The organism is Gemmobacter denitrificans (genome assembly GCF_036964905.1).
Classification (GTDB): Bacteria; Pseudomonadota; Alphaproteobacteria; order Rhodobacterales; family Rhodobacteraceae; genus Gemmobacter; species Gemmobacter denitrificans.
This window is the reverse complement of sequence record NZ_JBALHR010000004.1, coordinates 301,338-323,485: the sequence shown is the minus strand read 5'-3', so window position 1 is coordinate 323,485 and position 22,148 is coordinate 301,338. Positions and strand designations below refer to the sequence as shown.

The window sequence follows — 22,148 nt, the reverse complement described above, 5'->3', positions numbered from 1 at the left end:
ATGACGCTGGCCGATTACATGGCGGACTGTCTGCTGCACCCCGAACACGGCTATTACACGACGCGGACGCCCTTTGGGGCGCAGGGTGATTTTACCACCGCGCCGGAAATCAGCCAGATGTTCGGCGAATTGCTGGGCCTGTGTCTTGCCCAGACATGGCTGGATCAGGGTGCCCCGCCGGGCTTTGTGCTGGCCGAATTGGGCCCCGGGCGCGGCACGCTGATGGCCGATGTCTTGCGGGCCACGGCCCGTGTGCCGGGATTTCATGCGGCAGCGCGGGTGATGCTGGTTGAGGCCTCACCCCGATTGCGGGCGCAACAGCGGGCCACGCTGGGGACGCATGCCGTCGAATGGCGCGACCATGTCGATGAGTTGCCGCACGGCCCGCTGTACCTGCTGGCCAATGAATTCTTCGACGCACTGCCGATCCGCCAGTTCACCCGCGACGCGCGGGGCTGGGCCGAAACCGTGGTAACCGAGGCCGACGGCAAACTCGCCCTGGCCCGCACCCCGCCCATGCCATTGGCGCTGCTGGATCATCGGCTGACAGATACCACGCCGGGCGATGTGGTCGAGATCTGCCCCGCTGCGCCGCCGATCATGGCGGCCCTTGCCATGCGCATTGCCAATCATGGCGGGGTGGCGCTGATCATCGACTATGGCGGCTGGAAATCGCGCGGCGATACGTTTCAGGCGATGCGGCATCACGCCTTTACCGATCCGCTGGCCGAACCGGGCCATGCCGATCTGACGGCCCATGTCGATTTCGCGGCCCTTGCCGCGGCCGCCCTGCCCTGCAGCACCGCCTATGCCAGCCAGGGTGCCGTGCTGGAGGCGCTTGGCATTGCACAGCGCAGCACCACCCTTGCCGCAAGGCTGACCGGTGCCGCCCTGCAGAACCACCTTGCCGCCACACATCGCTTGACCCACCCCGATGCGATGGGACAATTGTTCAAGGTGCTGGCCTTGCATCCAACCGGCACCCCCCTGCCCCCGGGCTTCGCCCCCGAGACACGAGGACAGCCATGATCGAGATCATCACCTCAGACGCGCTGGCAGGTGTCACGCATGGTTTCTTCACCCGCAAGGGCGGTGCCTCTTCGGGGATATTTGCCGGGCTGAACTGCGGCACCGGATCATCTGATCTGGCCGAGGTGGTGGCGATCAACCGCGCAAGGGTCGTGCAGGCCATGGGGGCTACCCGCATCGAAACCGTGCATCAGGTGCATTCAGCCGATGTGGTCACGCTGACCGGCCCGCTGGACGGCCCCGCCCCGCGCGCCGATGGCATGGTGACGGCAACCCCCGGTCTGTTGCTGGGCGTGCTGACGGCCGATTGCCAGCCGGTGCTGTTTCAAGACCCAAGGGCCGGCGTGATCGGCGCGGCCCATGCCGGATGGCGCGGCACGAAGGACGGCATTCTTGAAGCGGTTCTGGACGCGATGGAGGCACTGGGTGCGCGCCGCGCCGATACGGTGGCAGTGATCGGCCCGACCATTTCGCAAGCGGCCTATGAGGTTGGCCCCGAATTCGTGGAAAGCTTCATCGATGATGACCGCGAAACGGCGCGGTTCTTCATCAATGGGCAGGGGGATCGTGCCTTGTTCGATCTGCCCGGCTATGCGCTGTGGCGGCTGCGGGCGACAGGCCTTGGCCATGCCGAATGGACGCGCCACTGCACCTATCGCGACCCGGAGCGATTCTATTCCTATCGCCGCACCACCCATCACAAAGAGGCCGATTACGGCCGGCTGATGTCCTGCATCCGGTTGTGAGTGCCGCAAGGCTGCCAAGGTCTTGCCGCATTTGCGGAAACAATCCCGCCGGATTGTCGCAGATTTGCGTAAAATTCCCTGAAATCACGGGCTCTGGAATTTGGGCCGCTACGCCACAATCTGCATGGCGATCACCGTCGCCCGCCATAATCCGGGCCCTAACCTTGCCGCAAAGCCCAGGCATAAAGTGTGCAAGGTCGAAGCGCCCAAAGCGGCGCGATCAGAGCAGAATGTGAAGGAGAACGGGCCATGAAGAAAGAACGCCGCTGGCTGAAATCGGTGATCGCCGCATCGGAAACCACCCAGGTCGCCATGCCTTGGCAGCGCGGTCAGCGCCGCAAACCCGAAGCCTTCAAGGCCCCCGCCCCGGCCACCAAACCGCCGGCCCAAGCCGCACGCTGATACATTCGTCACCCACCTTGGGACAGAAGGGCCGCGCAGGCAGAGGGCGCGGCCCTTCTGGCGTTTCGGGGCCGTGATTCCACAACGATTCGCGCGTCGGCCCCTGATGTGACGGCATTTTTGCGGCCCCGGTCAGTTACCCGGGAAACAATCACGGCAGTCGTGGTTAACTGGCGCCGAAGTTTGAGACAAAAATGGAAAAAGTTTGACGCACTGCCCAAAAGCCGCCATTTTCATACTTGTCCAAAACGTGCACCGGACCGCGGCGCGGTAAGTCCTTGCCCCGGCACCCCATGGTCCGATGTCAGGTGTAACTAGCTCAGTACGGGCGGCTCCGTTGCGAACCTCTGCGCAACATCACGGGGCCGCCTGTATGATTCCGGGCGTCCTGACAGGCAGAGGCCATCCCGAGGCGCCCCATTGCAGGGCGGTCAGGCGGTCTTGTTCAGCCGCGCTTCCAGTACATCAAAAGGCAGGCCCGGTTCATCCTTGGCGCAGCGGATCACCAGGCTGGTTTTCACACTGGCCACATTTTCTGCTGCCGTCAGATCGCCGGTCAGAAAGCTCTGAAAGGTGGAAAGATCGGGGGCCACGCATTTCAGGATGAAATCGATCTCGCCATTCAGCATATGGCATTCGCGTACCAGCGGCCATTCGCGGCAGCGCCGTTCAAAAGCCGAAAGATCGGCCTCTGCCTGACTCTGCAGCCGCACCATCGCGAAGACCTGCACTTCAAAGCCCAGTTCGCGGGCGTCGATATCGGCGTGATAGCCCCGGATATACCCGGCCTCTTCCAGGGTGCGCACCCGGCGCAGGCAGGGCGGCGCCGAAATGCCGACCCGCTTGGCCAGTTCCACATTGGTCATCCGCCCATCGGCCTGCAATTCTGCAAGAATGTGGCGATCGATGGGGTCCAGTTTGGAACCGGCCATGAGGGTATCCTTGTTGTCGCGCCAATGTCAGGCGCCGGTTTTGCGCGGACATTAGGATTTTGCGCCTTCAAGCGCAACATTCTTTCGCGCATTGCCACCATTGCGCACAGGGCTGTGAGCAGGGCTTTGCCTTGCCAGCCGCCGCCGTTATATGGCAGGGCAATCAAAGGGGGCAGAAATGGGCGAGACGCGTCACACCAAGGTTCTGATCATCGGCTCCGGTCCGGCGGGCTATACGGCGGCGGTCTATTCCGCCCGCGCCATGCTGGAGCCGATCCTCGTGCAGGGCCTGCAACCCGGCGGCCAGCTCACCATCACCACCGAGGTCGAGAACTGGCCGGGTGACACCCATGTGCAAGGCCCCGATCTGATGGTGCGCATGGAAGAACACGCCCGCGCCATGGGGGCCGAGATCATCTCGGATTACATCTCGTCGCTCGACCTCTCCAAACGTCCCTTTACCGCCATCGCCGACAGCGGCATCACTTTCACCGCCGATGCGGTCATCCTCGCCACCGGCGCACAGGCCAAATGGCTGGGCCTGCCGTCCGAGGAACATTTCAAGGGCTTCGGCGTTTCGGCCTGCGCCACCTGCGATGGCTTCTTCTATCGCGGCAAAGAGGTGGTGGTGATCGGCGGCGGCAATACTGCGGTGGAGGAGGCGCTGTTCCTGACGAACTTCGCCACCAAGGTCACGCTGATCCACCGCCGCGATACCCTGCGCGCCGAAAAGATCATGCAGGACCGCCTGTTCAAGCACCCGAAGATCGAGATGCTGTGGAACCATGAAGTGACCGAAGTGCTGGGCGATGATGCCCCGCGCGGCGTCACCGCCGTGCGCGCCCGCAATGTGCAGACTGGCGAAACCACCGATGTGCCCTGCGCGGGCTTCTTCGTCGCCATCGGCCATGCCCCGGCGTCAGAGCTGGTGAAAGACCAGCTGGAGCTGCACAATGGCGGCTATGTGAAGGTCGAGCCAGGCACCACCCGCACCTCCATCCCCGGCGTCTTTGCGGCGGGCGATCTGACTGACCATGTCTATCGCCAGGCCATCACCAGCGCCGGCATGGGCTGCATGGCCGCGCTGGACGCCGAACGCTTCCTCGCGGGGCACTGATCCCGAACGACAGATACCCAAAGGGGGCGGTCACAGGGCCGCCCCCTTTTGCATTCCACGCGCAAAATCTGCGGCGGGGTCGGGCCCCGCCTGATGGGGTCAATGCGCGCTGACCGGCGCCAGATCGTTCTGCCGTGCCAAGGCAAAGGCCAGGGCGCGATCACGCACCAGCGCCAGTCGTTCGCCATCGGGCCGATGCACGGCATAGATATGGTCTAGCCCGTCGGCCTGTGCCCGCAGTTCATCCGGCAATTCCCGAACCGGAACCGGGCGTACATAGACGATATTGCCCGGGCCTTCGGGAAAGAAATCCACTTTCGCATCCATCGCCTGCCCTCCTTACTTCGACTCGATCCGTTTCACCGGTGGCACCGGCGCATCCATGCGCCCTGACCGGATCGGGATGGTCTGAACGACGGTTTCCGGCACGATCCGCTGCAGATCGACATGCAGCAGACCATGTTCCATATGGGCCCCCGCAACCTCGACCCCATCGGCCAGAACAAAGCTGCGTTGGAAGGCGCGGGCCGCGATACCACGATGCAGGAAAACCCGGGCGGGTTCATCTTCACCCTGACGGCCACGGATCACCAGCTGGCGATCTTCCACCGTGATCGCCAAGTCTTCATCACGGAAGCCGGCCACGGCCAAGGTGATGCGATAGGCATTGTCTGCCACCGCCTCGATATTGAAGGGGGGGTAGCCATCCCCGGATTTGGCTGTGCGTTCGACCAGCCGTTCCAGCTGTTCGAACCCGAGCAGATAGGGGTGCGCCCCGAAGCTGATCTTTGTCATCGACTTGTCCTTGCGAAAAGCGACATATCGCGCCGGGCCCCTGCAGGCGCCGCGGCATGTTCTGAATATGGGCGTGCAATGCGGCGCGCGCAAGGCCAAGCCGTGCGACCATGCGCAGCGAACGCTGCCAGATTTTTTCCCAAAGCACGGAAAAAACGCTATATTTGATCAACGAACAACAACGACTCGAACCGAGCCCCTTGCCAGGACCATGCCCATGAATGCGTCGATGGAGCTGAACCTTGAAGAGATGCTGCGCATCCGGCTGGAGGTTCTCAGGCGCGAACACCGGGATCTGGACGAGGCCATTGCCGCGCTGGAAACCAATGGCCGCCCCGATCAGCTGACCCTGCGCCGGTTGAAAAAGCAGAAACTGTCGCTGAAGGACCAGATCGTGAAGATCGAAGATCAGCTGATCCCCGACATCATCGCCTGATCGCCCTGTCAGGGTGTTAGGGCTGTCGCGTGGCTGTATGGCCCGTGGGGAGGGGTGCGCCTTCGACGCTTGAAACCGGGCGTCTTCCTGTCTTGCCCCCCGCCCCCTGCCACGCTAAAGCGCCTGCAAACAAAGGGGGATGCGATGGCGGTGGATGTAGGAATCATCATGGGCAGCCAGTCCGACTGGCCCACCATGCGCGAAGCAGCAGCGATCCTTGACGAGTTGGGGATCAGCTACGAAGCCAGAATCGTCAGCGCCCACCGCACCCCCGACCGGCTCTGGACCTATGGCAAGACGGCGGCCGAGCGCGGCCTCAAGGTCATCATCGCAGGCGCAGGCGGCGCGGCGCATCTGCCCGGCATGATGGCCTCGAAAACCCGCATCCCCGTGGTCGGCGTGCCGGTGCAGACCAAGGCGCTGTCGGGTGTCGATAGCCTGTATTCGATCGTGCAGATGCCCAAGGGCTTTCCCGTCGCCACCATGGCGATCGGGGCCGCCGGGGCCGCCAATGCAGGCCTGATGGCCGCCGGTATCCTCGCGATTTCCGATCCCGCTCTGGCCGCCCGGCTGGATGCCTGGCGCGATGCCCTCTCCGCCTCCATCCCCGAGGAGCCCTCTGATGTCTGATATCCTCCCCCCCGGTTCGGTCATCGGCATTCTGGGCGGCGGGCAATTGGGCCGCATGCTCTCGGTCGCGGCGGCGCGTCTGGGCTATCTGACCCATATCTATGAACCAGCCGCCAACCCGCCCGCAGGCCATGTGGCCGACCGGGTGACGACCGCGAGCTATGAGGATGCAGACAGCCTCCGCGCCTTCGCGGCATCTGTCGATGTCATCACCTATGAATTCGAGAACGTGCCCACCGCCGCGCTCGACCTGCTGGAGGCGGCAAAGCCCATCCGCCCGAACCGCCGCGCGCTGGCCGTGAGCCAGGATCGCATCGCCGAGAAAGACTTTCTCACCGGCCTTGGCCTGACCTGCGCGCCCTATGCCGCCGTCAGCGACATGGACTCGCTGCAAGCCGCCATCGCGCAAGTGGGCACACCCGCCATCCTGAAAACCACCCGTCTGGGCTATGACGGCAAGGGCCAGGCCCGGCTGCGCAGCGCTGACGATGCGGGAGCGGCGCTGGCCGACATGAACGGCGCGCCTGCCGTGCTGGAAGGCTTCATCAGCTTCACGCATGAGGTCTCGGTCATCGCGGCGCGCGGCCTTGATGGCGCGGTGTCCTGCTATGACCCGGGCGAGAATGTGCATAAGGACGGTATCCTGCACACCACCACCCTGCCCGCGAACCTCAGCCTCGCACAGCGCACCGATGCCGTGCTGCTGGCCGCGCGCATCCTGAATGCGCTGGATTATGTGGGCGTGATGGGGGTGGAACTGTTCGTGACGCCCAAGGGCCTGATCGTGAACGAAATCGCCCCGCGCGTGCACAATTCCGGCCACTGGACCCAGAATGGCTGCGCCGTGGATCAGTTTGAACAGCATATCCGCGCCGTGGCGGGCTGGCCGCTCGGCGATGGCAGCCGCCATTCCGATGTGGTGATGGAAAACCTGATTGGCGATGACATCCTGCGCGTGCCGCAGATCGCCACCGAGAAACACGCGGCCCTGCACCTTTACGGCAAACACGAGGCCCGCCCGGGCCGCAAGATGGGCCATGTGAACCGCGTGACCCCGAAATAAGGGGCGTGCCTCGGGGGCATCGAGCCCCCTCGGCCCGCATTGCCATGGACAGCGGAGCCGACACCGCCCGCCCGGCAACGGTGCTTGGGCGGTTGCCGGGCATCTTGGATATTTGAACCAAGATTAAAACCAAACCGTGGACCCGCTTTCATCTTGGCCCAAATATCCTCAGGGGGTGAGGGCCGCAGGCCCGAGGGGGCGCGAGCACCCCCTGCCCGGCCCCCAGCCAAAGCGCTCAGCCCTTGAAGCGATGCTCCCGGTGCCATTTCAGATAGGCCGGATGGGGCGCCTTGCGCGCCTCCTGCGGCAGGATCAGCCGCATCTGGGGCACGAACAGCCGCTGCGCCAGATCCGCCGCCACCGTGTCGCGCGCCACAAGGATCGCCCCGTCATCCTCTGCCGAGACCAGCCCGCGATCAAACATCCAATGCACGGTGCCGGACAGCGCCAGACCATTGGACACCACATCCGGCCCCTGCGCCTCGACCGGCACGATATGCGCCGCCTCCACCTCGGGCCGCCCGCCGCCATTGCGCAGCGCGAGCCCCGTCATGGCGCAGCGCCCGGCATAGGCTTGCTTCACCTGCCGCGCGAAAGCGCGATCCCGGAAGGCGCGGTCGCTCAGCACGCGCTGCCGCTCCACAGCCTCAAACCCGACGAAATCGGCCTGCGCCGCCTCGCCAAATCCTGGGCCGAACCTTGGGCCGAACCCCGGCACAGGCGGTTGCAGCAAAGGCCCGCTGCGCGGCAATGTATCCGGGTTGCCCGCCTCCTCGCGCAGCCCTTCCGCGATGATGGCCGCGAAATCCGCCTCTGAAATCAACCGCACCGAGGAAGTGTTGGAGCCCCGCGCCCTTGGCAGCCCGGTTTCATAGGGCGTGTCATCGGCCCGAAAGCGCGGCACCTCGCGCTCGAAATCTAGGCGGCTGCCCCGATCCAGCACGGCATAGCTATGGCTGGCATCCGCCGGGTCCGGCACCACCCGCGCCACCCGCTGCACGGCGTAATAGCCCGAAACACCGCCCCGCCGCCCCTGATAGAAGATCACCCAATCGCCCACGGTCTGCGCCACGCGGGACAGGTAGATGTTCGGGAAGTGATACACCTCCCCCGGCCTGTCGTCGTAACGGCTATGGCTGGACGCGATGAAAATGGCCTTTGTCATCCTGGGCTTGACCTTGCTGCACCCGATCAATCTGCCTCAGACCGCGCCGCATCACCAGGCCCCACAGAGGCGAGATGCCCGCTTTCCCCTCACGCCATCGGCACCTCGGCCAAATCATGCCAGACCGGGATGCCCCGCGCCTTGGCGCGCCGCACATCCTCATCCGCCCCCACTGAGGCGCCGGGCAGGCGCAGCACGCCGCCGCAAACCTCCAGCAGGCGATGCGCCACCGGGTGCATCACCGCATCATACAGCGCATCGCCCACCGCGCCGCCACCCGCGCCGCGCAACACCGGCAGTGCCGCCCATTCGCCGATCATCGGCACATGGCCCTTCTGGAAGATCGGCCAGGCCGCCGCCTCCAGCCGCGCCAGGTTCGCGGCCATCTTCGCCGGGTCATCGCCGGTGCCGCTGCGATAGGGGCCTGCAATCAGGATCATCATGCTGTCTCTCCATGCTTGATTTCACACAACTGCACGTTTAATCTGATTCGTGCAATATCAAGGAATCCTTATGCTGACCCAAGACCGCAAAGCCCTGTTGCTGGACCGACTTGGCCGTGACGGGCGGCTGATTGCCGCCGAACTCGCCACCGAATTGCAAGTCTCCGAAGATACGATCCGCCGTGATCTGCGCGATCTCGCAGCCGAGGGGCGTCTGTTGCGGGTGCATGGCGGGGCCTTGCCGCTGTCCCCCACCCATGCGCCGGTGGCGACGCGCCAATCGCTGCACCCGCAGGCCAAGGCCAGGCTGGCCCGCCGTGCGCTGCCGCTGATCCGCCCCGGGCAGATCGTGATCATGGATGGCGGCACCACGCATCTGGCCATGGTCGCGCAATTGCCGCCGGGTCTGGCCTGCACCATCGTGACCCATGCCCCGGCGATTGCCGCCGCGCTGGAACCCTTTCCCCGGATCGAGATTCTGCTGATCGGCGGCCCGATCCTGCGGCTGTCGATGGTGGCCTGCGGCGCTGAAGCCGCCGAGGCCTATGGCAATATCCGCGCCGACCTGTGTTTTCTGGGGGTGACCGGCCTGCAGTCCGAAACCGGTCTGACCACCGGCCACCCGGAGGAAGCGCGGCTCAAGGCCCGGATGATGCGGTCAGCAGCCGAAACCATTGTTCTGGCAACGCCAGACAAGCTGGGGGCAACCTCACCTTTTCGCATTGCGGGGCTGGATGCGGCCACTACCGTGATCAGCCAAGGCCCGCGCCCAGACTGGTTGCCGGACAGGGTGGTGCATCTGTCGGCCTGATCTCAGGCTTGTTGAACGAACGAACCCGGCCCCGGCAGATGGGTCTTGATCACTTCGCTGCGGTGCCGGAAGACCGCTTCATCATCAAAGCCTTCGCGATCCCGGGCGGCCCGCCCGATCAGATCGGCCACGCGCGCCCGATCTGCCGCCAGTGCCACAACCTGCGCCGCAAGCGCCGCAACATCACCGCGCGGCACCAGAATTCCGCCCCCGGCCCGGCTGACAAGCTCTTCTGCGAACGCGTCGCCATAGCCCAGCAGCGGGGTGCAGGCGGCCAGAGCCTCGATCAGGCAGCGCGGCGATTCCGGCGTCTGATGGCAGAACAGAAAAACCTGCGCCCGCGCCAGCGCAGCCCGCACCGCCGCGCGATCCGTCACCTGCCCGGGCAGGCAGATGCGATCTTGCAGGCCCAGCTCGGCCACCCGTGCCCGCATCCGCTCCAGATCTTCGCCCGCACCAAACCATTCGGCATCCACATCGGCCCCTGCGGCAATGGCTTGCGCCACCACCTCGACCCAATCGAGACCGCCCTTCATCGCATCTGCCCGGCCCAGATACATCAGGCGCAGCGGCCCCTCAGCGGTGCCTGACTGCTTGGTGGCCACCTCTGCCACGGGCAGATGGTCGGCGCGCTTCAGATGGATGTCATGCACGATCTGCGGATTGCGGCAGTAGGGGGCGTAATGGTTGAAGGTCTCTTGCCCATGAAACAGGCCCAGATCGGCGCGGCGCACCACCGCACGTTCCAGCATCGCCATCGGTGCCCATGTCACCGCCGCCTTCAGCCGGGTCTTGAACCGTGGCGCAGACCGGGCGGCAAAGCGTGTCACCGCCGATTCAACGCGGTCGGTCCAGACATAGAACGGCCGCCGCATCGCCCGCGCCTCAAACGCCGCCACAGCCCCCCAATCGCCCACCAACCCGCCAATGGCAAAGCCCATGCGATCGGCCTTGGCAATGGCCGCCCGGATCGCGCGCCGGGCCGCTGGCAGGGCGCGCAGAAAGGATCGCAGCCCCCAGGCCGCCGGAAGCGGGACGAAGTCGATCCGCGCCAGCGCAGGGCCAATGGTATCCAGCGGCACCCAGCGACCAGGAGCGGGCCCCTCCTCGACCGGCATGATCGCAATGACGCGGTCGAAATTCTCGGCCCACAGCCGCATGCCGTTACAGGCCTGATCCTCCAGCAGGAAACCGCCGTTGCCATCCCGGTACAGCGGCACAGGCGCATAGATCAACAAACTGCCTGATGACACCGGAACCTCCTGCCGCAGTCTGCCCCATGCTGGCCTGTGCGGGCGCCGCAGGCAACGGCTTTTCGCCCTTGGATGGAAAACGGACTGGTGCCGCAACCAACAACAAAACCATGGATTTGCCGCAGGTCCGCCCCAATTCCCCTGCGCCGCCCCGCAGCGTGGCCTGAAAACGCAAAAGGGCGCCCCGAAAGGCGCCCTTCCACGTTTTGCCCCATAGGGCAAAGACCGGTGTGATGGATCAGAAATCCATCCCGCCCATGCCGCCGCCGCCCGGCATCGCCGGAGCAGCCTTGTCGGCCGGCTTGTCGGCAATCATCGCCTCGGTGGTGATGAGCAGCGAAGCAACCGAAGCCGCATCTTCCAGCGCGGTGCGGGTCACCTTGGCCGGGTCGATCACGCCGAAGGCGAACATGTCGCCATATTCTTCGGTCTGAGCGTTGAAGCCAAAGTTCTTGTCCGACGACTCACGCACCTTGCCAGCCACGACAGCGCCATCGACGCCAGCGTTTTCAGCGATCTGACGCAGCGGAGCTTCCAGAGCGCGGCGCACGATGGCGATACCAGCATTCTGGTCGCTGTTCACGCCCTTCAGACCATCCAGCACTTTGCCAGCCTGAACCAGAGCCACGCCACCGCCGACAACGATGCCTTCCTGAACGGCGGCACGGGTCGCGTTCAGCGCGTCATCCACGCGGTCCTTGCGCTCTTTCACTTCGATCTCGGTCGAACCACCGACGCGGATCACGGCAACGCCGCCAGCCAGCTTGGCCACGCGCTCTTGCAGCTTTTCACGGTCATAGTCGCTGGTGGTTTCTTCGATCTGGGTGCGGATCTGAGCCACGCGGGCTTCGATCTCGGCCTTGTCGCCAGCGCCATCAACGATGGTGGTGTTGTCCTTGTTGATGGTGACTTTCTTGGCGCGGCCCAGCATGTCGATGGTGACATTTTCCAGCTTCATGCCCAGATCATCGCTGATCACCTGACCACCGGTCAGGATGGCGATGTCCTGCAGCATGGCCTTGCGGCGATCGCCGAAGCCCGGAGCCTTGACAGCAGCGATCTTCAGACCGCCACGCAGCTTGTTGACGACGAGCGTGGCCAGAGCCTCGCCTTCCACGTCTTCGGCCACGATGATCAGCGGGCGCTGCGACTGGATCACGGCTTCCAGTAGCGGAACCATCGGCTGCAGCGACGAGAGTTTCTTCTCGTGCAGCAGGATCATCGCGTCTTCCAGCTCGGCGACCATCTTGTCGGCATTGGTCACGAAGTAGGGCGACAGGTAGCCACGGTCGAACTGCATGCCTTCGACGACTTCAACCGAAGTCTCCAGGCCCTTGTTCTCTTCGACGGTGATCACGCCTTCATTGCCGACCTTCTGCATCGCGTCAGCGATGAAACGGCCGATCTGGGCTTCGCCATTGGCCGAAATGGTGCCGACCTGGGCGACTTCGTCGCTGTCCTTCACCGGACGGGCAGCGGCCTTGATCTGTTCGACAACCTTGGTGGTCGCGAGGTCGATGCCGCGCTTCAGGTCCATCGGGTTCATGCCGGCGGCCACGGCCTTCAGGCCTTCCTTGATGATGGCCTGGGCCAGCACGGTGGCGGTGGTGGTGCCGTCGCCTGCTTCGTCATTGGTGCGGGAAGCGACTTCCTTCACCATCTGGGCGCCCATGTTCTCGAACTTGTCGGCCAGTTCGATTTCCTTGGCAACCGACACACCGTCCTTGGTGATGCGCGGGGCACCGAAGGACTTTTCGATCACCACGTTGCGGCCTTTCGGGCCCAGCGTCACCTTCACGGCATCGGCGAGGATGTTCACGCCGCGCAGCATGCGGTCGCGGGCATCGGATTCAAACTTGACGTCTTTAGCAGCCATTTGCTTGCTCCAGTGTCTAGAATTTCAGGGAAAGGGCGCGCGGTTCCGCACACCCGGAAAGGCGATCTCAGGCGATGATGCCGAGGATGTCGCTTTCCTTCATGATGAGCAGCTCTTGCCCATCCAGGGTCACTTCGGTGCCCGACCACTTGCCGAACAGCACGCGGTCACCGGCCTTGACCGACATCGCGATCAGTTCGCCCGAATCCTTGCGCGCGCCTTCGCCCACGGCAACCACTTCGCCCTCGGCGGGCTTTTCCTTGGCGGTGTCGGGGATGATCAGGCCGCCCTTGGTCTTTTCGTCGCTCTGGACGCGGCGAACCAGCACACGGTCATGCAGCGGTTTGAAAGCCATCTGGTAACACTCCCTAAGGTTCCAGGTTCAAATCTGGTTAGCACTCACATCGGATGAGTGCCAACGGGCGGAGAGTTAGGCAGCAAAGAGGCCCCTGTCAACGGGCAGTTTGCGAAAAATCCATCGCTCCGGTCTCGGTCAGCAAGGCGCGCGCCTTGACAACCTGCCGCCAGCCCCCGACAAAAGCGGCATGGGGTTTCACGAACTCCCCACGAGGCGCCAGCTGAAGATCGTGTTCCAATCCAGACCGTACACGACTTGGGAGGAACGCAGATGCCTGCGCCAGATGCCATTTCCAGTGAACAACTCGCCCGCCTGCTGGGCACACCAAAGGCCCCGGTGATTCTGGATGTCCGCCGCGATGCTGTGCGCGCGGGCGATCCGCGTCAGCTTCCGACGGCGGTCGCCATCCCGGAATCGGATGTATCGCCGCATTATCTTGCCCGGATCGCCGCAGAAACCGCGCAGCCCATCGTTGTCGTATGTGCCGAGGGCCATCGGCTCAGCCAAGGCACCGCCGCATGGCTGCGACACGAAGGGGCACAGGCCGAATACTTGCTGGGCGGTCAGGTGGGCTGGGCCGCGGCAGGTTTGCCGCTGATCGACCCGCGCAAGATCACCGCCCGCGACGCACAGGGCCGTTCCGTCTGGGTGACGCGGTCGCGCCCGAAGATCGACCGCATCGCCTGTCCCTGGCTGATCCGGCGGTTCATCGACCCGCAGGCCGTTTTTCTGTTCGTCGCCCCGGCCGAGGTTCCGGGCGTGGCCGAACGCTTCGGTGCCGTACCCTTTGACATCACCGACGTCACGTTCAGCCATCGGGGTGATCTGTGCAGCTTTGACGTGTTCCTGTTGGAATTCGGCCTGTCCACCCCTGCGCTGAACCGTCTGGCACAGATCGTCCGGGGAGCAGATACCGGTCGGCTTGATCTCGCGCCGGAATGTGCCGGCTTGCTGGCCGCCTTGCTGGGCCTGTCACGAATGTATTCCGATGATCTGGCCCAGCTGGATGCCGAGATGACCCTGTTTGATGCCTTCTACCGTTGGGCACGCGATGCGACGGATGAACGGCACAACTGGCCGAACCAGAACGGAAAACCGGCATGACCCGCCGCCCCTATCCCACCGTGACCGAGGCCGCGATGGTCTGGGCCCGAATTGCTGCCCTGTCCTTTGGGGGGCCAGCCGGGCAGATCGCGATCATGCATCGCATCCTGGTAGAGGAAAAACGCTGGCTGGGCGACGGGCGGTTTCTGCATGCGCTGAACTTCTGCATGCTTTTGCCCGGCCCCGAGGCACAGCAACTGGCCACCTATATCGGCTGGCTGATGCATGGGGTGCGGGGGGCCCTGCTGGCGGGACTGCTGTTCATCCTGCCCGGTCTGCTGGCGATCATGGCGCTGTCCTGGGTCTATGCAGTATGGGGCGATGTCGGGATCGTGGGCGGCCTGTTCTTCGGGTTGAAAGCCGCCGTGCTGGCCATCGTCTTGCAGGCGGTGGTGCGGGTTGGCCAAAGGGCGCTGAAGACGCGCGCCTTGCAGATGATTGCGGCGGGATCCTTTCTGGCGATCTTTGTCTGTTCCGCGCCCTTTCCGCTGATCGTGGCGACTGCAGCGCTGATCGGCTGGGCGGGCGCGCGGGCGGGCATCGCGGGCTTCCAGCCGGGCAGCGGGCTTGGGCCGGGCCATGCGGCGCAGGTCGAAGATGCACAGACCCTGCTGGGGGCGGATGCGGGCCATCTGACCGGGGCGCAGCGGGCAGCGGCCTTGCGGGCGGGGACATTTGCGTTGCTTCTTTGGCTTGCGCCGGTGGTGGCGTTGATGTTGCTGGCACCCGACAGCGTGTTCACCGATATCGCCACCTTCTTTTCCAGGCTTGCGGTGCTGACCTTTGGCGGGGCCTATGCGGTGCTGGCCTGGGTCGCGCAGGAGGCGGTCGGGTCTTACGGCTGGCTGCAGCCCGGCGAAATGCTGGATGGCCTGGGCATGGCCGAAACCACGCCGGGGCCGCTGATCATGGTGCTGCAATTCGTGGGCTTCATGGGGGCACTGCGCGAGGCAGGTTGGGCCATGCCCTTGCTGGCGGGCACTGCGGGCGGGTTGTTGGCCACCTGGGTCACCTTTGCGCCCTGCTTTGCATGGATTTTTCTGGGGGCACCCTTCATGGAAGGCCTGCGCGCCAACCGGGGGCTGGCGGCAGCGCTGGCTTCGGTCACGGCGGCTGTGGTCGGGGTGATCCTGAACCTTGGGCTTTGGTTTGCCCTTCATGTCATCTGGCGCGAAGTGACAGATATGGCCGTTGGACCGGTGGTCATCGACCTGCCGGTTCTGGCTTCGGTCAACCTGCCTGCGGCAGCTCTGTCGACATTTGCCCTGCTGGCCGTGTTTCGCCTGCGGTGGGGCATGGCTGCGGTGCTGGGCGCTTCGGCGGGGCTTGGCATGGCGCTGCATCTGGCCGGGCTGGTATGATTTCCGGCACGCGGGATGGGAGCCATGATCGGCGATAGCCCGCGCGGCGCAAGGCCACGCCAGACTTGGCCCCTTGGCCTGACACGATTGCCATGGCAGTCTGCGATCATGCGATTTCTGTCTGCCTTGCGCCCCGCCGCCCTGTTGCCCCGTCTGTTGCGCCGCCTGTTTGGTGCGGCGCTGCTGGCTAGCCTGCCCCTGGTCCCCGCGGCCGCCTGGGCCGCGTGCAACGGTCAGAACCTGTTTGCCAGCCTGTCCCCCGCTGACCGCGCCACGCTGGATGCCGCCACCGAGGCCCAACCCTTCGCAACCGGCAATCTCTGGCTGGCTTCAAAAGGCGATGATCGGCTCTGGCTGCTGGGCACCTATCATCTGGCCGATCCGCGACATGATGCGGTGATCGCGGCTGTGGAGCCGCTGATCGAAGACGTGACTGTGCTGCTGGTCGAGGCCGGGCCCGAGGAAGAGGCTGCGCTCAAGCGCGATATCGCAAAAGACCCCGGCCTGTTGTTCCTGACCGAAGGCCCCAGCCTGATGGAACAGATGCCCGCAGAAGACTGGCAGCGGGTACGCACCGCCGTCGCGGCGCGCAACATTCCCGGCGTCATGGCCGCCAAGATGCAACCCTGGTATCTGGCAACCATGCTGGCCATCCCCCCCTGCGCCATGCAGGAGGTGGCCAAGGGCAAGGGGCTGGATCATCAGGTGATGGAGATGGCCAAGGCGCGTGACCTTTCCGTGCGGGCGCTGGAACCCCATACCACGCTGTTTGCGATCTTCGACAGCCTGAGCGCCGAAGATCAACTGGCCATGCTGCGTTCCACCCTGCTGATGGAGGATCAGGTGGCCGATTTTTCGGCTACGCTGGCCGATGCCTATTTCGCAGAAGACAGCCGCCGTGTCTGGGAATACATGCGCCTGATGACCGCGCGGATGCCCGGCTACACCCAGACAAGTGCCGATGCCGAACTGGCCCGGATGGAAGAGGTCTTGATCACCCGCCGCAATGCAGGCTGGATCCCCCGGCTGGAGGCCGCCGCTGCCGAGGGCCCCGCGCTGGCCGCCTTTGGCGCGCTGCACCTGCCCGGACAGGGCGGCGTGCTGGCCATGTTGGCCGAACGCGGCTGGACAGTGGAACGGCTGCCGCTGGGCAATTGATCGCGCGGGATCAGATCAGCCGCAGAAAGGCCGCCACATCCGCCTCGGTCGTGGCCCAGCTGGTGACAAGCCGCGCCCCTTCCTGCCCTTCGGTGGCGGGCATGTCATAGAACATCGCCCCGCCCGCGCGCAGTCGGGCCGAGGTACCCACAGGCCATTCCACAAACAGGATATTGGCCTGAACCGGGTGGCGCAGCACGACGCCCCGCGTCGCCAGACCTTCGGCCAGCAGCGCGGCCATGGCATTGGCCTGTGCCGCCCAGTGCCGCCAGCGCCCGTCCTGCAGCATGGCCACCATCTGCGCGCCCAGATACCGGCCCTTTGACAGAAGATGCCCGCCCCGCTTGCGGCGCAACTCGAATTCCCAGGCCCTGGCAGGATCGAAGAACACCACCGCCTCAACCCCCATCAAGCCATTCTTGGTGCCGCCAAAGGACAGCACATCCACCCCCGCCCGCCATGTCAAATCGGCGGGTGTGGCCCCGGTTGCCATCACGGCATTGGCAAACCGCGCGCCATCCAGATGCACCGGCAGGCCCTGCGCGCGGGCAAGCCCCGCCAGTTCCGCCGTCTCGGCGGCGGTATAGACGGTTCCCGCTTCGGTGACATTGGTAAGTGTCAGCATACCACGCTGCACGCCATGCACGCCCCCTGCCCCGGTGCGGAGCAGCGCCGTGCCAAGTGCCAGAGCGTCCATCCGGCCATGATCGCCGCCAACCAGCACCAGCTTGGCCCCATGGGTATAGAATTCCGGCGCCCCGCATTCATCTTCGGCCACATGGGCATGGCTATGGCAGAACACCGCGCCCCAGGGCGGGCAAAAGGCCGCCAGGGCCAGCGCATTGGCGGCCGTGCCGGTGGTCACCAGATGCACCACCGCATCAGGCGCGTCCAGCACCTCGCGCAGCATCTCTTGCGCCGCTGCGGTAGCCTGATCGGCACCGTAACCCCGGGTGAAGCCGTCATTCGCCCGGGCCAGTTCGGCCATCACCTCGGGCGGGACCGGGGCCGCATTGTCAGAGGTGAAATACATCAGGGCGTCTCCTCGATGATGTAATCTTCCCAGTCCTCTTCCGGCACCTCGAATTCCGGCACCGTCCAGCCCCGGACCGAGGCCCCGGCGTCATGGATGGTTTCGCGGCTGCCGGTCAGCAGATGGTGCCATTCAGGCAGCGGTTTCTTTTCATGCAGCAACCGATAAGCACAGGTCTTGGGCAGCCAATAGGCCACCTTGGGCAGGGCTTTCGGGGTCAGTTGCACGCAATCGGGTACGAATTGCCGGCGGATCGCATATTGGCTGCACTGGCAGCTTTGTCCGTCCAGCAAGCGGCAAGCCAGCCGGGTAAAGGCCACCTCGCCGGTATCCTCGAATTCGATCTTGTTCAGGCAGCACTTGCCGCAGCCATCGCAGAGCGACTCCCATTCCTCGGGGGTCATCTTGTTCAGGGGCACGGTTTCCCAATAACGTTTGCGCATCACGCCGCCGCCAACAGGGCGCGGGCGCGCAGGCAATCGGCATCCATCTGCGCAATCAGCGCGGGCAGGCCATCAAATTTCATCTCGGGGCGCAGATATTCCACCAGCGCGACCGACAGGTGATGACCATACAAATCGCCTTTGAAATCAAACAGGAAGGTTTCAAGGTTGGGGGTGTTTTCACCAAACATGGGGCGCACGCCAAGGCTGGCCGCACCGCCATAGCTGCCGGCTTGCGGCCCGGTCAGCACATCGACCTTGACGGCATAGACCCCCAACCGGGGCAGATGCAGCCCTGCCACGCTCATGTTCGCCGTCGGATAGCCCAGTTCCCGGCCCCGCTTTTCGCCATGGATCACGGCGCCTTCGATCCGGTGCAGATGGCCCAGCATCAAGGCCGCGTCGCGCGGGCGGCCTTCGGACAGCGCGTTGCGGATCGCGGTTGACGAGATTTCCTTGCCCCCGGACCGCAGCAAGGGTGCGACGGTGACGCCAAAGCCCAACCGCGCCCCAAGCGCCTGCAGATCGGCCACGGTGCCCTTGCGCCCCCGACCAAAGCAGAAATCCATTCCCACGGTGACATGGGCGACACCCAAGCCTTCGGCCAGCACCTCTTGCGCGAAGGCTTCTGGCGTCAGGCTGGCCATCACCGCGTCAAAAGGCAGTTCGAACAGATGCGATACGCCCAGCTTGGCCAGCCGGTTGGCCCGTGCCTCGGCATTCATCAGGCGAAAGGCCGGGGCATCAGGGGCGAAGAATTCGCGCGGATGCGGCTCGAAGGTCAGAACGCCCAAGGGGCCCTGCGCGGCGGCTGTCTCGATCACCGACCGGTGGCCCAGATGAACCCCATCGAAATTGCCCATCGCGACCGAAACACCCCGGTCGGCAGCAGCGATCCCTTGCCAGGTCTTGATGATCTTCATGCGGCCCCGTGTCAGGGCGCGACGGCCCGTCAGTCGAACTTGCGGCTGGGCGCCAGAACCAGCGCCTCACCCTTCAGCACCACGGTATTGCCTACGGCGCAGTGGGTTTCAAGGGTCACGCGGCGTTTGGCATGATCGATCGCCGTCACCTTCACCTCGGCATAGACCGTATCGCCCGGGCGGACGGGGGCCATGAACTTCAGGCTCTGGCCCAGATACACCGTGCCATGGCCCGGAAGCTGTTCACCGATCACCGCCGAAATCAGCCCTGCCGTGAGCATGCCATGGGCAATACGCCCCTGAAAGATGGTGTCCTGCGCGTAATCTTCATCCAGATGCACCGGATTGCGGTCGGTGGAGACTTCGGCAAACAGTTCGATGTCGCGATCCGTCACGGTCTTGCGCAGATGGCGCGACATGCCGATCTCGATGTCTTCGATGCAGATCGTTCCACGCGGCATGTTGTCCAGCATCCTGCGATTCCTCCGGTTTACTGCGCTGCAGCCTAGCAGATGCTGCAACGCAGCGCAATCCGTCGCGAAACATTCGGGCGCAGATCAGGCGAAAGTGGCAATTTTGTTGCTTTGCCATTTCCCCAGCAGATCAGCGGGGCCCCTGCCCTTAGCGCAGATGCCCCATCGCATAGGTCGGGCCAAGCTGTTCCCGCGCCAACCAGGCCTCCAGCAGGGCCGCATCGGGATTGCCGCTGTCAGGGCCAAATTCATGCGCCACGATGCCGCCCGTGATGAACAGCGTATCGATCCCCTCATTCTGCCCTCCCAGAACATCGGTCCAGGGTCCATCGCCGATGCAGAGGATTTCGTCATTCGGGATCGCGCCAACCGTTTCCGCCAGTTTGCGCCGGGCCAGATCATAAATCGGCGGATGCGGCTTGCCGAAATACAGCGCCTGCCCGCCCATGTCCTCATAGGCTTTGGCGATGGCCCCGGCGCAATATAGCCGCTTGTCCCCCATATCGACGATGATATCGGGATTGGCGCAAAGCAGCGTCAGGCCCCGGGTCTTGGCCAGCAACAGCGTGGCGCGATAATCTTCGGGCGTTTCGGTCTCGTCATCCGCCAGGCCCGTGCAGACAACCCCCTCGGCCTCGGCGGTGGGCACAAAACTGATCGGCGGCTGGCCCTGCAGTTCGGGCGGCAGATCGGTGAAGAATGGCATGTCCTTTTCGGCACCGATGAAGGCCACGCGCCGCCCAACGGCCCCGGCCACCAGCGCCTGCTGCGCCGCATCGCCCGAAGACACGATCAGATCATAACAATCGCGCGGAGCGCCCATCCGCTCCAGCTGCGCGGCGACCGATCCAAAGGAGCGCGGCGCGTTGGTCATCAAGACCACGGTGCTGCCTTCGGCACGAAAGGCCTGCAACGCCGCGACCGCTGCAGGGAATGGGGTCTTGCCATTGTGCAGGCACCCCCAGAGATCGCAGAATACCGCGCGGTAATTGCGCGAGATTTCGGAAAGCGCTGAAATGATCCGGGTCATGGGGCACCTTTGGGATTGCGGGCTTGGCCCGGACATACAGACAAAACCGCTGCGGGGCCAGTGCGGCCACCGCGCGCATCAGGTGGTGGACAGATGCGCGCGCAGTTGCATGGCCACCAGGGACGAATGAGTGATCGGCACCATATGCCCCGCCCCCGGCACGGTGAAGCGGCTGACCCGGGGCAGGCGCGCGGCGAGCGCGCGGTGGATGGCCCCGATGATGGGCGGGCTGTCGGCCCCGTCGATCAGCAGAACCGGGCGGTCCAGCGCCTCAAGCCGCCCCGGCACCAGCATCCGGGCAGCGTCCTCCAGCAGGACCGGGCTTTGCCCCCGCACCAACGGCATGCGCGCGATCATGTAATCCTGTTGCACGGGGGGCAGACGGTCGAACGCGCCGATCCCCCAGCGACCATGAAAATCGCGTGCGGCAAGGCGGTCATCCTGGCCGATATGGTCCTGAACGCCTTGGTATCCGGCGACGAAGTCCTGCCATTCCGGGGCATCCGCCTGCAGGGCCGCGGCGAACAGCACGGGTTCGATCAGGGTCAGGCTGCGGATCAGCCCGGGCTGTTCCAACGCCAGCCGCAAGGCGACCGTGGCCCCGAAACTATGCCCGACCAGATCGACCGCGCCGCCCAGCCCCGCCGCCAGATCGGCAACAACGGCGGTGGTCAGATCATGCAGATCGGGGGCGCCGGTCCAATCGGCAGACCGGCCATGGCCCGGCAGATCGGGGGCGGTGATCCGGCATCCCGGCAGTTCGGCGGCCAGACCAGACCAGGCACCGGCATGGGCCAGCGAACAATGCAGGGCGAGAACCTGACGGTCACCTTCACCCCATTGGCGGAGGGCGGTCGGATGCCCCGCGGGCGTCAGCAACCCTTCCGTCACAACCGGCCCGCCAGATGGGCTGCCAGATCGTCGATATGATCCTGCCCCCAGAAACACTCGGTGCCGACCACATAGAACGGCACGCCGAAGACGCCACGCCCGACCGCCTCTTCCAGATTGACTGCATAGGTTTCCGCCGCCGCGAGCATGCCCTTTTGCGCAATGGCCGGATCAAACCCTGCCGCCTGCATCACCGCGCCGATCACCTCGTCATCCGAAATGTCGCGTTGTTCGGCCCAGCAGGCCCGCGTCAGACCATGGGCCAGCGCGCCGATATCCCCGCCCCCCGCCATTTGGGCCGCGATGATGGCATAAGAAGCCGGTGCCGGATTGACCGGCCAGAACATCGGCTGAAGATTGATCGGCAGGCCCAGCTTGATGGATTGCCGACGCAATTCCTGCAGCCGATAGGCCTTCCGGCTGTCATGGCGCTGCGCCAGCGGCAGGCCACCGGTGCGGGCAAACAATTGCGCCGCGTCAACCGGCTTGTAGGTCACAGTTGCACCCGCCTCGCGGGCAACCGCCTCAAGCCGCATGCCCGCAAGGTAGACATAGGGCGAAACGGGGGTGAAATAATAGTCGATATGGGCCATGGATATCCTCGTTCCTGCCGCACGCGGTTTGCGCCGACCCTAGCCCGGTGATAAGCGGTGTCAACGCCTGGGGACAGGCGCGA

General features: G+C 64.7%; 26 protein-coding genes. 11 read left to right on the top strand and 15 right to left on the bottom strand.

The features are described from left to right. From V6590_RS09675 to V6590_RS09665, 3 genes are all read left to right on the top strand, one after another. Window positions 1–1,029 (top strand): class I SAM-dependent methyltransferase, encoded by a 1,029-nt coding sequence (locus V6590_RS09675; protein ID WP_335422519.1) that lies wholly within the window; start codon window positions 1–3, stop codon window positions 1,027–1,029. Then, window positions 1,026–1,775 carry a peptidoglycan editing factor PgeF gene (gene pgeF, locus V6590_RS09670; RefSeq protein ID WP_335422342.1) on the top strand — a complete coding sequence of 250 codons (750 nt, stop codon included), beginning with the start codon at window positions 1,026–1,028 and terminating at the stop codon, window positions 1,773–1,775. The genes V6590_RS09675 and pgeF overlap by 4 nt, the downstream gene beginning before the upstream one ends. Window positions 1,776–2,024: 249 nt before the next feature. Then, a complete protein-coding gene (locus V6590_RS09665) occupies window positions 2,025–2,177 on the top strand; it encodes a hypothetical protein (protein ID WP_335422340.1) in 153 nt (50 codons plus the stop codon). Between the two features lie 431 nt (window positions 2,178–2,608). Here V6590_RS09665 and V6590_RS09660 read toward each other — a convergent pair whose 3' ends face one another. After that, complete coding sequence (locus V6590_RS09660) at window positions 2,609–3,109, bottom strand: Lrp/AsnC family transcriptional regulator (RefSeq protein ID WP_335422338.1); 501 nt, start codon at window positions 3,107–3,109, stop codon at window positions 2,609–2,611. Window positions 3,110–3,287: 178 nt separating this feature from the next. Here V6590_RS09660 and trxB point away from each other — a divergent pair, with 178 nt between their 5' ends. Then, window positions 3,288–4,226, top strand: coding sequence for a thioredoxin-disulfide reductase (gene trxB, locus V6590_RS09655; RefSeq protein ID WP_335422337.1), 939 nt, complete (start codon window positions 3,288–3,290; stop codon window positions 4,224–4,226). Between the two features lie 99 nt (window positions 4,227–4,325). Here the strand turns inward: trxB and V6590_RS09650 are convergent, their stop codons facing one another. Further along, window positions 4,326–4,553 (bottom strand): DUF1150 family protein, encoded by a 228-nt coding sequence (locus tag V6590_RS09650; RefSeq protein ID WP_335422335.1) that lies wholly within the window; start codon window positions 4,551–4,553, stop codon window positions 4,326–4,328. Window positions 4,554–4,565: 12 nt separating this feature from the next. Further along, window positions 4,566–5,021 (bottom strand): Hsp20 family protein, encoded by a 456-nt coding sequence (locus tag V6590_RS09645; RefSeq protein WP_335422332.1) that lies wholly within the window; start codon window positions 5,019–5,021, stop codon window positions 4,566–4,568. A 217-nt stretch (window positions 5,022–5,238) separates the two neighbouring features. Here V6590_RS09645 and V6590_RS09640 point away from each other — a divergent pair, with 217 nt between their 5' ends. The 3 genes from V6590_RS09640 (at window position 5,239) to V6590_RS09630 (ending at window position 7,150) form a co-directional block, all read left to right on the top strand. Beyond that, window positions 5,239–5,457: a YdcH family protein gene (locus V6590_RS09640; protein ID WP_335422517.1), complete on the top strand. Its 219-nt coding sequence runs from the start codon at window positions 5,239–5,241 to the stop codon at window positions 5,455–5,457. 144 nt (window positions 5,458–5,601) lie between these two features. Further along, window positions 5,602–6,087 carry a 5-(carboxyamino)imidazole ribonucleotide mutase gene (gene purE, locus V6590_RS09635; protein ID WP_335422330.1) on the top strand — a complete coding sequence of 162 codons (486 nt, stop codon included), beginning with the start codon at window positions 5,602–5,604 and terminating at the stop codon, window positions 6,085–6,087. Then, complete coding sequence (locus tag V6590_RS09630) at window positions 6,080–7,150, top strand: 5-(carboxyamino)imidazole ribonucleotide synthase (protein WP_335422329.1); 1,071 nt, start codon at window positions 6,080–6,082, stop codon at window positions 7,148–7,150. Before purE ends, V6590_RS09630 begins: the two co-directional genes overlap by 8 nt. Window positions 7,151–7,385: 235 nt before the next feature. Here the strand turns inward: V6590_RS09630 and V6590_RS09625 are convergent, their stop codons facing one another. Both V6590_RS09625 and V6590_RS09620 read right to left on the bottom strand, forming a co-directional pair. Then, on the bottom strand, window positions 7,386–8,315 hold the full coding sequence (locus tag V6590_RS09625; RefSeq protein WP_335422327.1) for an HNH endonuclease: 930 nt from the start codon (window positions 8,313–8,315) through the stop codon (window positions 7,386–7,388). 89 nt (window positions 8,316–8,404) lie between these two features. Further along, window positions 8,405–8,758: a hypothetical protein gene (locus V6590_RS09620; RefSeq protein WP_335422325.1), complete on the bottom strand. Its 354-nt coding sequence runs from the start codon at window positions 8,756–8,758 to the stop codon at window positions 8,405–8,407. A gap of 70 nt (window positions 8,759–8,828) precedes the next feature. Here V6590_RS09620 and V6590_RS09615 point away from each other — a divergent pair, with 70 nt between their 5' ends. After that, window positions 8,829–9,569 carry a DeoR/GlpR family DNA-binding transcription regulator gene (locus V6590_RS09615; protein ID WP_335422324.1) on the top strand — a complete coding sequence of 247 codons (741 nt, stop codon included), beginning with the start codon at window positions 8,829–8,831 and terminating at the stop codon, window positions 9,567–9,569. Window positions 9,570–9,571: 2 nt separating this feature from the next. Here V6590_RS09615 and V6590_RS09610 read toward each other — a convergent pair whose 3' ends face one another. The 3 genes from V6590_RS09610 to groES all read right to left on the bottom strand — a co-directional run bounded on the left by V6590_RS09610 (window position 9,572) and on the right by groES (window position 13,053). Then, a complete protein-coding gene (locus tag V6590_RS09610) occupies window positions 9,572–10,822 on the bottom strand; it encodes a glycosyltransferase (RefSeq protein ID WP_335422322.1) in 1,251 nt (416 codons plus the stop codon). 238 nt (window positions 10,823–11,060) lie between these two features. Continuing rightward, window positions 11,061–12,698 (bottom strand): chaperonin GroEL, encoded by a 1,638-nt coding sequence (groL, locus tag V6590_RS09605; protein WP_335422320.1) that lies wholly within the window; start codon window positions 12,696–12,698, stop codon window positions 11,061–11,063. Window positions 12,699–12,765: 67 nt separating this feature from the next. Further along, window positions 12,766–13,053: a co-chaperone GroES gene (groES, locus tag V6590_RS09600; RefSeq protein ID WP_335422318.1), complete on the bottom strand. Its 288-nt coding sequence runs from the start codon at window positions 13,051–13,053 to the stop codon at window positions 12,766–12,768. Window positions 13,054–13,326: 273 nt separating this feature from the next. Between groES and V6590_RS09595 the strand changes: the two genes are divergently transcribed. From V6590_RS09595 to V6590_RS09585, 3 genes are all read left to right on the top strand, one after another. Further along, on the top strand, window positions 13,327–14,160 hold the full coding sequence (locus tag V6590_RS09595) for a chromate resistance protein ChrB domain-containing protein (protein WP_335422316.1): 834 nt from the start codon (window positions 13,327–13,329) through the stop codon (window positions 14,158–14,160). After that, window positions 14,157–15,521: a chromate efflux transporter gene (chrA, locus tag V6590_RS09590; RefSeq protein ID WP_335422314.1), complete on the top strand. Its 1,365-nt coding sequence runs from the start codon at window positions 14,157–14,159 to the stop codon at window positions 15,519–15,521. Before V6590_RS09595 ends, chrA begins: the two co-directional genes overlap by 4 nt. 108 nt (window positions 15,522–15,629) lie before the next feature. Then, complete coding sequence (locus tag V6590_RS09585; RefSeq protein WP_335422312.1) at window positions 15,630–16,679, top strand: TraB/GumN family protein; 1,050 nt, start codon at window positions 15,630–15,632, stop codon at window positions 16,677–16,679. A gap of 10 nt (window positions 16,680–16,689) precedes the next feature. On the opposite strand, the gene V6590_RS09580 is transcribed toward V6590_RS09585, so the two are convergent. The 7 genes from V6590_RS09580 to V6590_RS09550 form a co-directional block, all read right to left on the bottom strand. Continuing rightward, window positions 16,690–17,712 (bottom strand): threonine aldolase family protein, encoded by a 1,023-nt coding sequence (locus V6590_RS09580; protein ID WP_335422310.1) that lies wholly within the window; start codon window positions 17,710–17,712, stop codon window positions 16,690–16,692. After that, the gene (locus V6590_RS09575) at window positions 17,712–18,155 is read right to left on the bottom strand and encodes a YcgN family cysteine cluster protein (protein WP_335422308.1); all 444 of its coding nucleotides are present in this window, start codon (window positions 18,153–18,155) and stop codon (window positions 17,712–17,714) included. Before V6590_RS09575 ends, V6590_RS09580 begins: the two co-directional genes overlap by 1 nt. Beyond that, on the bottom strand, window positions 18,155–19,078 hold the full coding sequence (locus V6590_RS09570; RefSeq protein WP_335422306.1) for a bifunctional riboflavin kinase/FAD synthetase: 924 nt from the start codon (window positions 19,076–19,078) through the stop codon (window positions 18,155–18,157). The genes V6590_RS09575 and V6590_RS09570 overlap by 1 nt, the downstream gene beginning before the upstream one ends. Before the next feature lie 29 nt (window positions 19,079–19,107). Continuing rightward, window positions 19,108–19,551, bottom strand: a complete 444-nt coding sequence (locus V6590_RS09565; protein WP_335422304.1) for a MaoC family dehydratase — start codon at window positions 19,549–19,551, stop codon at window positions 19,108–19,110. A gap of 148 nt (window positions 19,552–19,699) precedes the next feature. Next, complete coding sequence (locus tag V6590_RS09560; RefSeq protein ID WP_335422302.1) at window positions 19,700–20,581, bottom strand: TIGR01459 family HAD-type hydrolase; 882 nt, start codon at window positions 20,579–20,581, stop codon at window positions 19,700–19,702. A 78-nt stretch (window positions 20,582–20,659) separates the two neighbouring features. After that, window positions 20,660–21,472 carry an alpha/beta fold hydrolase gene (locus tag V6590_RS09555; RefSeq protein WP_335422300.1) on the bottom strand — a complete coding sequence of 271 codons (813 nt, stop codon included), beginning with the start codon at window positions 21,470–21,472 and terminating at the stop codon, window positions 20,660–20,662. Then, complete coding sequence (locus tag V6590_RS09550; protein ID WP_335422298.1) at window positions 21,469–22,065, bottom strand: 2-hydroxychromene-2-carboxylate isomerase; 597 nt, start codon at window positions 22,063–22,065, stop codon at window positions 21,469–21,471. Before V6590_RS09550 ends, V6590_RS09555 begins: the two co-directional genes overlap by 4 nt. Between the last annotated feature and the right edge of the window lie 83 nt (window positions 22,066–22,148).

Coding starts and splice junctions, on each gene's coding strand:
- V6590_RS09675 (WP_335422519.1), top strand. CDS start 1: ATGACGCTGGCCGATTACATGGCGGACTGTCTGCTGCACCCCGAACAC.
- pgeF (WP_335422342.1), top strand. CDS start 1,026: ATGATCGAGATCATCACCTCAGACGCGCTGGCAGGTGTCACGCATGGT.
- V6590_RS09665 (WP_335422340.1), top strand. CDS start 2,025: ATGAAGAAAGAACGCCGCTGGCTGAAATCGGTGATCGCCGCATCGGAA.
- V6590_RS09660 (WP_335422338.1), bottom strand. CDS start 3,109: ATGGCCGGTTCCAAACTGGACCCCATCGATCGCCACATTCTTGCAGAA.
- trxB (WP_335422337.1), top strand. CDS start 3,288: ATGGGCGAGACGCGTCACACCAAGGTTCTGATCATCGGCTCCGGTCCG.
- V6590_RS09650 (WP_335422335.1), bottom strand. CDS start 4,553: ATGGATGCGAAAGTGGATTTCTTTCCCGAAGGCCCGGGCAATATCGTC.
- V6590_RS09645 (WP_335422332.1), bottom strand. CDS start 5,021: ATGACAAAGATCAGCTTCGGGGCGCACCCCTATCTGCTCGGGTTCGAA.
- V6590_RS09640 (WP_335422517.1), top strand. CDS start 5,239: ATGAATGCGTCGATGGAGCTGAACCTTGAAGAGATGCTGCGCATCCGG.
- purE (WP_335422330.1), top strand. CDS start 5,602: ATGGCGGTGGATGTAGGAATCATCATGGGCAGCCAGTCCGACTGGCCC.
- V6590_RS09630 (WP_335422329.1), top strand. CDS start 6,080: ATGTCTGATATCCTCCCCCCCGGTTCGGTCATCGGCATTCTGGGCGGC.
- V6590_RS09625 (WP_335422327.1), bottom strand. CDS start 8,315: ATGACAAAGGCCATTTTCATCGCGTCCAGCCATAGCCGTTACGACGAC.
- V6590_RS09620 (WP_335422325.1), bottom strand. CDS start 8,758: ATGATGATCCTGATTGCAGGCCCCTATCGCAGCGGCACCGGCGATGAC.
- V6590_RS09615 (WP_335422324.1), top strand. CDS start 8,829: ATGCTGACCCAAGACCGCAAAGCCCTGTTGCTGGACCGACTTGGCCGT.
- groL (WP_335422320.1), bottom strand. CDS start 12,698: ATGGCTGCTAAAGACGTCAAGTTTGAATCCGATGCCCGCGACCGCATG.
- groES (WP_335422318.1), bottom strand. CDS start 13,053: ATGGCTTTCAAACCGCTGCATGACCGTGTGCTGGTTCGCCGCGTCCAG.
- V6590_RS09595 (WP_335422316.1), top strand. CDS start 13,327: ATGCCTGCGCCAGATGCCATTTCCAGTGAACAACTCGCCCGCCTGCTG.
- chrA (WP_335422314.1), top strand. CDS start 14,157: ATGACCCGCCGCCCCTATCCCACCGTGACCGAGGCCGCGATGGTCTGG.
- V6590_RS09585 (WP_335422312.1), top strand. CDS start 15,630: ATGCGATTTCTGTCTGCCTTGCGCCCCGCCGCCCTGTTGCCCCGTCTG.
- V6590_RS09580 (WP_335422310.1), bottom strand. CDS start 17,712: ATGTATTTCACCTCTGACAATGCGGCCCCGGTCCCGCCCGAGGTGATG.
- V6590_RS09575 (WP_335422308.1), bottom strand. CDS start 18,155: ATGCGCAAACGTTATTGGGAAACCGTGCCCCTGAACAAGATGACCCCC.
- V6590_RS09570 (WP_335422306.1), bottom strand. CDS start 19,078: ATGAAGATCATCAAGACCTGGCAAGGGATCGCTGCTGCCGACCGGGGT.
- V6590_RS09565 (WP_335422304.1), bottom strand. CDS start 19,551: ATGCTGGACAACATGCCGCGTGGAACGATCTGCATCGAAGACATCGAG.
- V6590_RS09560 (WP_335422302.1), bottom strand. CDS start 20,581: ATGACCCGGATCATTTCAGCGCTTTCCGAAATCTCGCGCAATTACCGC.
- V6590_RS09550 (WP_335422298.1), bottom strand. CDS start 22,065: ATGGCCCATATCGACTATTATTTCACCCCCGTTTCGCCCTATGTCTAC.